This window comes from Companilactobacillus ginsenosidimutans, from assembly GCF_001050475.1.
Taxonomy (GTDB): domain Bacteria; phylum Bacillota; class Bacilli; order Lactobacillales; family Lactobacillaceae; genus Companilactobacillus; species Companilactobacillus ginsenosidimutans.
This window is the reverse complement of the sequence record NZ_CP012034.1, coordinates 2381066-2392769: the sequence shown is the minus strand read 5'-3', so window position 1 is coordinate 2392769 and position 11704 is coordinate 2381066. Positions and strand designations below refer to the sequence as shown.

Sequence of the window (11704 nt, the reverse complement as noted above, 5' to 3'; positions counted from 1 at the left end):
AATTATGCCTCCTTACCTAAGCAATCGCATTCGACCTTATCAGGTGCCGTCTCAGCTTTCTTATTCAGTAGATTTATCATATCTGTAATATCACTTTTAGAAATATCAGAATTATTAATTAAGTCTTCTATCGCTTGACCTTTTTTCATACAACAAAGGCTATTGAACATATGATTTACATTTTCATGAATTGCCTCTGATTCTTCGATCAACGGTTTATAGACGTATGGTCTTGATGATTCGTCTGCTTTTAGAAAGTTTTTCTTCTGGAGCCTGATGATTAGTGTCTTTACTGTTGCTTCTTTCCAGTCAGTTTTTCTTTTTAGATACATGATTGCATCTTTGCTGGTTCCTTGACCTAGAGTCCAGAATATTCTCATTACTGTCCATTCTGCATCGGACATGGTTTCTATTTTTGTAGTGGTTGTCATTATTTTGTCCTTTCTTTTGAAATGGTATATGTGTGTATTGTTTCGTTTACATTTGTAACTTGTTTACGAGGATAGTTTACAACTGTAAACTTGGTTTGTAAAGAGAAACCTCACTAAAAAATATTAGTGAGGTTTTTGATTAACTGATTCCTAGTGTGTTTGAGTTTAAACGACTTTTTGAACATGATTAATTTTTCTTTGTTCACTTTTATCTAGCGGAAACGCTAAAAAAAGCACTAAACACTACACATAAGGCGCCCAAAGCTGCGGGGGTGTTACGCACCCCTCTCCGCTATGGGCGTCTTATGTTCCGTGTTTAAGTGCGTGCTTTTTTTGGCTCTTGTTTTGAAACGCCAAAAACAAAACTGACCCACACATATAAGCTGTCCAGAGCTGCGGGGGTGTTTCGCACCCCTCTCCGCTATGGCCATCTTATATGCATGGGTCAAGATCGTTTTGTTTTTGGCTCTTTTTTATCTAATTGGGCAAGCTCCGCCGGCACAATCTGTTTGATCGACTAAATCTAAATCTTTCTTATCGTGGTTGTCATTTTCTTTGGCGAATTCTTCTGCGACGTCGCCGTGGATTTCTGATAACTTCTTTAGATATGTTTCTTTGCTGATTGGTTCTTTTGGTGCTTGTTCGAAGGCATCTCCACTGTATGGTAGTAGTGATGTTGATTTTATTGTGTGTCTGTATTGACGCATCAATGAGGCTATTTGGTCTCCTTCTTTTGGTTGGAAGGTTACGGTACAACTTACTGCGTTATCTGACCAGTATGTTTGTAGAAAGGCTTGTGTTGCGAATTGTTCTGCGATTGAGACGTTTCCAGCTGAGGCAAAGTTTTCTGATTCGGCGTTTGCTGCTTGGACTGGGAATTCTACACACATTGTGTGCTTTGTGTAGACGTCTGGTTCAATTTTGTATCCACATGCCTTTAATGCTGGTAATAGTGGGTCTGAATCTTGGAATCTGATTCTTTGGATTAAGTAACCTGAATAGTGGAAATGCATTCCTTCTGATACTCCAGCTAATTTAGCAACTGTTCCTGATGGTTTTACGGTTGTGTGTTTAACTGATGTATTGCAATCTAGTGTGTCTGAGTATTCTGCATCGGCATCTACAACTGATTGATACATGCTGTTAACTTTGTTGACGATTTCTGGATCGTAAATTGGCTTCTTGTATGTTTCACCAGTTTCTGAGTCAGTAGCATCTTCAAAGCCTGTAACTACACGGTGACCAAAGTTTGAGAGAATCCAATCTTGAATTCCTGACATTGATACACCAATTCTTCTGTTTTTAGCAATAGCATTACGTGAAACTTCCCAGTCATAACTACTGAATGTAACACGTTTTGTATATCTTGCTGCTAAGGCAAAAGCTTGTTCGAGGTTCCAACCTTGTTCTGTGGCTACTTGTGGGAAAATCTCAAATAAGTTACATGGTTCACCATTACTCAATGAAATTTCACCACATGGATTTGTTCCTTCAACCTCTGGGTCTGCATCGTCGTTATAACCATCTATGATACGACCATAGTTCTGAGATAGGTCAAGGTTGACGATTCCTGGTTCACCATTGTGTTGAATTGAATCTGCGATTGGATCGTATTCATTGAACATTGAATCAACGGCAACACTGTTATTTGATGCCCAACGGTGGTGATATAGTTTTTCTTTATCTTGTTTCATAGTGATGAAGTCTTGATCTTCAGCTCCACCTAAAGCCAATTCAGCTGAACGGCGAACATTTCCGGCAACGACTGTTTTACCAATCATGTTACCCATATCTGTACAGTCAACTGAAGTTAATTTTTTACCAATTTTATCGTTTAATAGTGCGTTAATATCATGAAGCATTTCGATTAGTGGAGCTGGACCTGAGGCGGTACCACCAAAACCTTTGATTTTTTCACCTGAAGCACGAATGTCAGTAATATCTAAAACAACTTGGTGTAAGTGTTCAGGATTTGTATTACCGAAGTGTGCATCGATCATTGTGGCATTACCAACTACCCAGCCTTCACGGGTATCTGGGAGTTTGTATGAGCGTGTTGAATCGATGTCGTTGTTTGCTAACCATTCGTCACGGTCAACAGCACCAGCCTTAATTGATTCGTCGTAAGAAGCGCTTTCTTTACCAATCAAAATAACTAGGTCAGTTTTAACATCAACGGCAGGGATTTGTTCAATGTTTGAAGGAACAACAGAAAATCCAACGCCGCCACCCTTCATTAATTGATCAAACATAAACGAATAAGGCATAGAAACAGCCTTTGTGTCAGCATCTAAATATTCAGGCACAATGTGACTATCACCATATTTTTGTGGTCTAACAGCGATAAACCAACAGTTGTTTAGTGCATCACCATTTCTCTTTTCATAAGCAGTACCAGAAATCCAGAGATTTCTACCGGATGGTGTAGCTGCCAATCCATAAACTAATTTAAACAGACTCTTAGCTTCTTGAACTAATTCATTATAATCACCAACGCTGACAGTCTTATTTTGTAAACGAGGGTCTAAATTGATATTTCCTTCAATAACACGTTTAACAGTTTCATCCCAGTTTTCAGTACGTCCTAATTCTGGAATCCAACGAGCATATGTTCTCTTATAAGTTACCCATCCGAGTTCTCCCCAGTGTGGTTTAATATCTTCTTTGACTTGGTCAATAAACTCTTGACTAAGTTCAATTTTTGTTTTAATACTGTCCATCAAGTTCACCTCATACATAAATTGTTAACACCACATATAGTAGTCTTTTAACTTCTGATTAACAACATATAGTATTAAAAATAATTTTATGAAATGACTGTGAAACAAAATTTATCACTTGACCCACTCCGCTAGCCGTCTATGTGTAACGGTGTCAATGACCAATTTTTTGCAGCGCAAAATAATGACAAAAAAATATAATTGTCAATATCTTGTCTTGCAATTTCCCTGCATAAATGATTTATAAATACATGATATAGACACCATATATAGTGTTCAAACCACATCTTTTATTTGGCAAGAAATGGCTCATTTAAGACGTTATTTCAATCCACTATTAACTAGCAATTTTTATAATGAATCAGCTTAAATCGAACGATATTAACAAATACGTCAGTTTATATTGGAGAGAACAAAAAAAGACTGTTGGATAAATTCCCAACAGTCTAATTAATTTAATTATTTGTTCATGTATTCTTCAACTAACTTCTTATTATCTTCGTTAGTAATTGATTCATTAACTGCGCGGTCAGCTAAATCTTTAAGATCAGCTGTGCTCAATTTCTTCATCAAACTTCTAACACGGAGAACTGAAGTTGCACTCATTGAGTATTCATCAAGACCCATGGCAAGTAGTAGTGGCACCATAATGTTGTCACCAGCTGCTTCACCACACATGCCGGCCCACTTGCCCTCTTTGTGTGCTGATTCAATAACATGTTTAACCAATCTAAGAATAGATGGGTTATATGGTTGATATAGGTATGAAACATGTTCATTACCACGATCAGCAGCCATTGTGTATTGAATTAAGTCATTTGTTCCGATACTAAAGAAGTCAACTTCTTTAGCAAATTGATCAGCAAGGATAGCTGCAGCTGGAACTTCCATCATCATACCTAATTGAATATCATCAGATACTTTAACGTTGTCAGCTACTAACTTAGCTTTTTCTTCTTCGAATACCTTTTTGGCATCACGGAATTCTTGAAGAGTACCAATCATTGGGAACATGATACGTAAGTTACCAAATGCTGAAGCACGTAGTAAAGCACGTAATTGTGTTCTGAAGATATCTTGTTTATCCAATGAAATACGGATAGCACGATATCCCAAGAATGGGTTCATTTCGTCAGGAAGTGGAAGGTATGGCAAATGCTTGTCACCACCGATATCCATAGTACGGACAACGACTGGTTTACCTTTCATTCCTTCAAGAACCTTCTTGTAGGCCTCAAATTGATCGTCTTCTGTTGGCAATTCTTCAGACTGCATGTACAAGAATTCTGTACGATACAAGCCAATACCTTCAGCACCGTTATCAATAACACCTTGTAAATCATCAGGTGTACCAATATTTGCGGCTACGTCAAAATGTTTGCCATCGGCTGTAACAGTTGCTTCATCTTTGAGTTTTTCCCATTCTGCTTTTTCAGCAGCAAAGTCAGAAGCAAGCTTGTTGTAATGTTTGATATCTTCATCAGAAGGATCTAGAATAGCGGCACCATTCAATCCATCAAGGATGATTTTATCTCCATCTTTAGCATCTTTAGTGATTGAATCAGTACCAACAACAGCAGGCAATTCCAAAGAACGTGCCATAATTGCTGAGTGAGCTGTACGACCACCAATATCAGTTACGAAACCTTTAACATATTTTTTGTTAAGTTGTGCAGTATCACTTGGAGTTAAATCGTGAGCTACAATAATAACTTCATGATCAATTAATGAAGGATTTGGTAATTCCACACCAAGCAAGTGTGCCATAACACGTTTTGTAACATCACGTACATCGGCAGCTCTTTCTTGCATGTAGGCATTATCAGTCATACCTTCAAAAATTTGGATAAAGTTATTTGATACATCGTTCAATGCTTGTTCAGCATTAACTTTTTGATCTTTAACTTGTTGTTCAACGGCTCCTGTGAACTCTGGATCAGCTAGAATCATCTTATGAGCATCAAAAACTTGAGCTTCATCATCACCCAATGATACTTTGGCAATATCACGGATTTTGGTGAGCTCATCGTCTGATTTAGCAATAGCGTCTTTCAAGCGACTGATCTCGGCATCAGCGTCTGAAATACTCTTCTTGTCGAAAGATAAATCTGGTTGAACTAAAAGGTAAGCTTCCGCAGTGGCAATTCCATCACTGGCTGCGATTCCCTTGATAGTTTGAACCATTATTCAGCAAGTCCTTCCTTTGTCATTGTGTCTGAAATAGCTGAGATAGCGTCGGCAGCGTCGTCACCGTCAGCAGTGATTTTAACATCTGAACCTTGGCCAACACCAAGTGACATAACACCCATGATTGACTTAAGATTTACTGATTTACCATTGAATTCGATATTGATATCTGAACTGAATTTACTTGCAGTTTGTACCAACATTGTTGCTGGACGTGCGTGGATACCTGTTTCTGCGATAATGTGAAAGTCTTTGTTTTCCATAGTTATAACCTCTTCATATTCTTTAAATTCTGTAGATACTCTACAATCTTCATAATTTAATTTACCATTATATAACAACCTTCACAAGTGTTTTGTGCAATTTTGAACGTGTCTATCCCTTATTATCATTAGTCATACAACGCTTACAGTCATCTAAGTCAAATAAGACTTTTTATCTAACGTTTTTATATATTAATAGGAGAAGAAAAAAATTGTGATTTTCCAAGACTTAGCACTTGCATAGGTGGAGTGCTAATTGTATACTACAATCGTATTCTGAAAATAGAGAGGTGGGGATGCAGAATGCTTTGTCAGAATTGTCAAAAAAATGAAGCGACAATCCACTTATATACAAGCGTCAATGGACAGAGGACTGAAGTTAATCTCTGCCAAGACTGCTATCAGAAACTAAGAAATCAAGCTAGTGAGGGTATGAATAATATGGCAGAAAATCCATACGGTTTTTCAAGTTTTGAAGACTTATTCAACGCCATGAACGGCGGTGCTCAACAACCAAATAATGGTTTTGAACAACAACAAGGTCCCCAAACACAAGCCGGAGCTGGCGGTGGCAACAATCGTGGTCGCCGTGGTGGTAACGGAGTGCTTGACCAATACGGAGTAGATTTAACTGCTCAAGCTAAGAACGGTCAAATTGACCCAGTAATTGGTCGTGATAAAGAAATCAACCGTGTTATCGAAATTTTAAATAGAAGAACTAAAAACAATCCAGTATTAATTGGTGAAGCCGGTGTTGGTAAAACAGCTGTAGTTGAAGGCTTAGCACAAAAGATCGTCGATGGAGACGTTCCTGAAAAACTAAAGAATAAACGCGTCGTTCGTTTGGACGTTGTTTCATTAGTTCAAGGTACTGGTGTTAGAGGTCAATTTGAGCAAAGGATGCAACAATTGATCAAAGAATTGCAAGATAGCCAAGACATTATCTTATTCATCGATGAGATTCATGAAATCGTCGGTGCTGGTAATGCTGAAGGTGGAATGGATGCAGGTAATGTTTTGAAGCCTGCCCTAGCCCGTGGTGATATGCAATTAGTTGGTGCTACTACCTTAAATGAATATCGTACAATTGAAAAGGATTCCGCTCTTGAACGTCGTCTACAACCAGTTCAAGTTAACGAGCCTTCAGTTGACGAGACAATCCAAATTCTAAAAGGTATCCAACCTAAATACGAAGGTTACCATCATGTAAAATATTCAGCTGAAGCCATTAAAGGTGCCGCTGAACTATCTGCAAGATACATTCAAGACAGATTTTTACCTGATAAGGCTATTGATTTGATTGATGAAGCTGGTTCAAAGAAGAACCTTCAAATCAACCACATTGATATGTCGGAAATTGACAATAAGATTTCTGATGCTGAAGTTCAAAAACAAGCAGCATTGAGAAATGAAGACTATGAAAAAGCCGCTTATTATCGTGACCAAGTAACTAAGTATCAAGAAATGAAAGACAATGCAAGTAAAGAACCTGAAAGTAATTCAACAGTTACCGAAAAAGATATTGAAAAAATTGTCGAAGAAAAAACTAACATTCCAGTTGGTGAATTGAAGTCTAACGAACAAGCTCAATTGCGTAATCTTGAACCTGATTTGAAGTCACATTTGATTGGTCAAGATAAGGCTGTTGGCGAAGTTGCTAGAGCAATTCGTCGTAACAGAGTTGGTTTCAATAAATCTGGTCGTCCAATTGGTTCCTTCCTATTTGTAGGGCCTACTGGAGTTGGTAAAACTGAATTAGCTAAACAACTAGCTAAAGAGTTGTTTGGTACTGAAGATTCAATGATCAGATTCGATATGTCTGAGTACATGGAGAAATACTCAGTGTCTAAGTTAATCGGTTCACCTCCAGGGTATGTTGGCTACGAAGAAGCTGGTCAGTTAACTGAACAAGTTCGTCGTAACCCATACAGTTTGATCTTGTTGGATGAAGTTGAGAAAGCTCACCCTGATGTAATGCACATGTTCTTACAAATTCTTGATGATGGTCGTTTGACTGATTCTCAAGGTAGAACTGTTAGTTTCAAGGATACAATCATCATCATGACTTCAAACGCTGCCCAAGGTGCAGAAGCTGAAGCAAACGTTGGTTTTGGTGCTGAAAGTGCCGGTAAGACACATTCCATCATTGATCAACTTTCTGATTACTTTAAACCAGAATTCTTGAACAGATTCGATGGCATCGTTGAGTTCAACGCCTTAACTAAGGAAAACCTTGTTAAGATTGTTGACTTGATGCTTGAAGATACTAACAAGATGATTGCTGACCAAGGTCTCTCAATCCACGTTACAAAGGATGCTAAAGAGAAACTCGTTGATTTAGGCTACAATCCTAAGATGGGTGCTCGTCCACTCAGAAGAGTTATTGAAGAGCAAATCGAAGACAAAGTCGCCGATTACTACTTGAATAATCCTAAAGATAATCAATTAGATGCTAAAGTTGTTAAAGGTGAAATCGTGATTACCAAATCCGAATCAGCACCTGCTACAACAAAAGCTGATACAACTAAATAATTAAATCAAGCCGAAAGAAATTAAAATTTTCTTTCGGCTTTTTTATGTTTCCTTAATGTTCATTACGTTCCCTTAGAAACTTCCTATATATAGCATCACATATGATAAACTAACCCTAATCTAACCACTATAGAAGGGATTATTATGGGAAAACATAGCATACATTGGCCCGGTTCTCATAATAGGAAAAAATCTATGGAAAACAATTTGTTGAAAGACAATGTTAAAAAAATTTCACGTGACGATATTGAAATTGAAGTTCACTATATCGATTCAAATGGTAATAAATTGGCTGATTCAACCACGTTGACAGGTCACTACTTAGACAGCCTAAAGATGCCTTGGAAAACCATTCCAGGATACGTTCTATCCTCGATTCAAAATTTCCAACAAACATTCATTCCAAATTCAGATGGAATTTATCTAATTTACTTTACACAAATGGCTGCTCCAGTAATTGTTTATCATCGAAACACTAAAGGTGAATTGATTTCTGATCCTCAATACTTAACTGGTGACTTGAATAAGAGTTATCAAGCTGAGCCACTACCTGAAGCCAGAAATTTCCTAGTAGATTATCCTAATGACGTAACCGGTCGCTTTTCAGATAAAGTTCAAGAATATGAATTCATTTACGATACTATGCAAATGGATGACTTTGAAATTGAAAAAAATCTGTTCATTCAAACTAAAAACAACGTCCCTGTATATGAGCAACCTGCAGGCAAACAGCCATTAAGTCAGCCGCTCCCATACGACACCACTTGGCGTGTCTTCAAAGCGGTAAAGGAAAATTATAATGAAACTGTTTGGTACAACCTAGGTGGCGATATTTGGGTTTCAGCGAATGAAGATATCAAGTCATTTACCATCAAGCAATTTTCTGAAGAAAAGAAGTTACTTGATAATCCACTAGGCGCTGCTGTAACAAATATCAGTTTCACCTACTCTGTTATTAATAGTATGGATATTAATCGTCAGGTTAGAATTTTGTTCTACGATTACCAAGATATTACTACTTGGGAAACTCCTTACGGAACTATTATTAATACTCGTTATCAAGGTGGCAAATCGGTTTATGTTAAAAAGCTTTTGCAGCTTGATAATAATAGTGTTTGGGCACAGTTAGATAATGGAAATTATATAGAGAGTAAGTATTTGAATCTATAGGTTTTGTGGGCGAAAAAAAACGTAGTATGGTGTGGTGTTGGATTGCCGATTCCGGAAGAAAATCGATTTTATGGCCTGGAACGCTGCCGACGCCATTTGAAGGCTTTTCACAGTACGAAAAGTCTCCAAACTGGGTCTTTTACTAACCGTACTTCGTACGCTAAGTAAAATTTGGCGGCTGAGGCCAAATCGATTTTCTTCCTCCATCTACATGGAGCTTCGTTTCTTTTCTTATTTGTGATAATAAAGATAGTCCTGTAAACATTATGTTTAATGCAGTCATAAATCTATAAAAATGAGTAACTTCTGGTTGCTCATTTTTTGTTCTCAGCTTACATAATCAGGAACCAGGAAGTCAATTTATAGACACAATAATTTGTTATCATTGTAGAATTGTAAATATGCATATCTTTATTAAATCTAATAACAGACTATTTTTTGTTCAACATTGATCACTTTCACGATTGTTGAGTTAATTTCTAAATTACGTATTATCTAAATAATGTAACTTTTATTGCCATATATTCATGGTATAGTTTACATATACAAAATACGGAGGAAATTCACGACAAATAAAAAGCGAGTGTTATTTTTCTTAATTGCGTTAGTGACTTTAACCATGGGGCTCCCTACAAACACTGTTCAAGCTAGTAAATCTCAAACCATTATAATCTCTTTATCTGATACTAGTGATTCTACTTCCCTGCCAATTTACAAAAAGAAAAATTCTAAGATGATCAAGACATCTCATCGCTTAAGTATGTTCAAAAACCGCGATAAAAACTCCAGCGTTCAAAAACGAAAAGCTTCAAAAGTAAAGATTAAGGGGCATCATTACTGGAAGATTGGGAAAAACAAATACGTTAAAGACAGTAAAAGAGTTAATGTTGTAAATCCAAAAACAAATCCCAATTATTAATTCCACATTACGACTAACTAATTGAATGAAATTCGTGCTAAAGCAAAAAAAATAAGAGTCCTCTGGACTCTTATTTTTTTTCATATTCATCTATTAATTTCTGTATTGATTCATTGTCTTCAGCTTTTCCGACTGAGATTCTTAGCCAGCCTGGTCTTAATCCGGTTCTGATTAAGTAGCCGTTGTGTAGTAAGTAATCTGCTAGTTTATCTGAATTTGGATATTCGAAGAAGATGAAGTTTGCTTGGCTTTGATAGTGTTTTATGTTTTTTTCGTCAAAGTATGCTTCAAACTTCGAGCGTTCTTTGGCATTCTTATTTACTACTTCATTTACGAAGTCTGTATCCTTGAAGGCTGCTGTTGCAGCTTCTTGGGCTACTGAATTAACGTTGTATGGTAGGCGTACTTTTTGGACTTGTTCTGCAATTTCTTTAGAGAACACCGCGTAGCCTACTCGGAAATTGGCTAGTCCGTATGCTTTCGAGAATGTTCGCATGACTACTATGTTTGAGTATTTCTTCGTCAAATCCATAGCCGTTGCGTTTGGCTCTGTTACAAAGTCAATGTAAGCCTCGTCTACTAATACCAACGTGTCCTTTGGCACTTGAGAAACGAATTTTTCGATGTCAGCTACTGTTTCAAAAGTTCCGGTTGGGTTGTTGGGATTGCAGATCCAAACTAACTTTGTTTTCTGAGTAATTGCTTTTAACATACCGTCGAAATCGATTCCGCCATTTTCTAAGACTGGAACTTTGTTAATTTTAGCTTCCTCAATTTCAGCGTGTAAGGCGTATTCAGAAAAAGTTGGTGTTGAAACTAACTCTTCATCACCCGGTTCAAGGAATACTCGCGATAACATTACGATAACTTCATCCAGACCAACTCCAAAAACGATTTGTTTGGGATCGAGTTTAAACTTCGCTGAAATGAGTTGTCTTAGTTCAGTTGCATCCCCATCTGGATACAAATTGCTCTGTGTATATGCCCAATTTACGACGGCCTTTTTAACATCAGGCGAAGTTCCGTAGGCATTTTCATTGGCTGATAGGCGGACTAATTTTTTCAAACCAAGTTCGCTTTTCAATTCTTCAAGCGGTTTCTCAGGAATATAGGGTTGGAGTTCTTCGATTACTTTTTTCATACATCCTCCTACAAATCCTTTATTTCAGGACGATCCTTGTATTCACTCATCAAGCCTTCACGTTTTGCCAATTCTTCTTTAATTTGGTCAAATGTAACACCTTGATTAGCCCACAAAACACATAGGTGGTATAACAAATCAGCTGATTCATAAACTAATTCACCATCACCACGAGGCTTGTCGGGATTCTTGGCAGCGACAACGACCTCAGTCGATTCCTCACCGACCTTTTTCAAAATTTTATCCAGACCTTTAGTGAATAAGTAGTCTGTATACGAACCCTTTTTGGGATTATTTTTACGATCCAAAATCATTGCGTATAATTCATCTAAATTTTGCAT

Annotated in this window: 8 protein-coding genes; 2 read left to right on the top strand and 6 right to left on the bottom strand. The window is 37.4% G+C overall.

Features of this window, described 5'->3' with window-relative positions; genetic code table 11:
• Nucleotides 1–2: 2 nt before the first annotated feature.
• From ABM34_RS11870 to ABM34_RS11855, 4 genes are all read right to left on the bottom strand, one after another.
• A complete protein-coding gene (locus tag ABM34_RS11870) occupies nucleotides 3–431 on the bottom strand; it encodes a CopY/TcrY family copper transport repressor (RefSeq protein WP_048706001.1) in 429 nt (142 codons plus the stop codon).
• A 473-nt stretch (nucleotides 432–904) separates the two neighbouring features.
• Complete coding sequence (gene nrdJ / locus ABM34_RS11865) at nucleotides 905–3151, bottom strand: ribonucleoside-triphosphate reductase, adenosylcobalamin-dependent (RefSeq protein WP_048705999.1); 2247 nt, start codon at nucleotides 3149–3151, stop codon at nucleotides 905–907.
• Nucleotides 3152–3610: 459 nt separating this feature from the next.
• Nucleotides 3611–5335 (bottom strand): phosphoenolpyruvate--protein phosphotransferase, encoded by a 1725-nt coding sequence (ptsP, locus tag ABM34_RS11860; protein WP_048705997.1) that lies wholly within the window; start codon nucleotides 5333–5335, stop codon nucleotides 3611–3613.
• Nucleotides 5335–5601 (bottom strand): phosphocarrier protein HPr, encoded by a 267-nt coding sequence (locus tag ABM34_RS11855; RefSeq protein WP_048705995.1) that lies wholly within the window; start codon nucleotides 5599–5601, stop codon nucleotides 5335–5337. Before ABM34_RS11855 ends, ptsP begins: the two co-directional genes overlap by 1 nt.
• A gap of 303 nt (nucleotides 5602–5904) precedes the next feature.
• Here ABM34_RS11855 and ABM34_RS11850 point away from each other — a divergent pair, with 303 nt between their 5' ends.
• Nucleotides 5905–8133: an ATP-dependent Clp protease ATP-binding subunit gene (locus ABM34_RS11850; RefSeq protein WP_048705993.1), complete on the top strand. Its 2229-nt coding sequence runs from the start codon at nucleotides 5905–5907 to the stop codon at nucleotides 8131–8133.
• Nucleotides 8134–8328: 195 nt separating this feature from the next.
• The gene (locus ABM34_RS11845; RefSeq protein WP_048705992.1) at nucleotides 8329–9303 is read left to right on the top strand and encodes a MucBP domain-containing protein; all 975 of its coding nucleotides are present in this window, start codon (nucleotides 8329–8331) and stop codon (nucleotides 9301–9303) included.
• A 989-nt stretch (nucleotides 9304–10292) separates the two neighbouring features.
• Here the strand turns inward: ABM34_RS11845 and hisC are convergent.
• Both hisC and hisE read right to left on the bottom strand, forming a co-directional pair.
• On the bottom strand, nucleotides 10293–11363 hold the full coding sequence (gene hisC / locus ABM34_RS11835; protein ID WP_048705989.1) for a histidinol-phosphate transaminase: 1071 nt from the start codon (nucleotides 11361–11363) through the stop codon (nucleotides 10293–10295).
• Between the two features lie 8 nt (nucleotides 11364–11371).
• The gene (hisE, locus tag ABM34_RS11830) at nucleotides 11372–11704 is read right to left on the bottom strand and encodes a phosphoribosyl-ATP diphosphatase (protein ID WP_048705987.1); all 333 of its coding nucleotides are present in this window, start codon (nucleotides 11702–11704) and stop codon (nucleotides 11372–11374) included.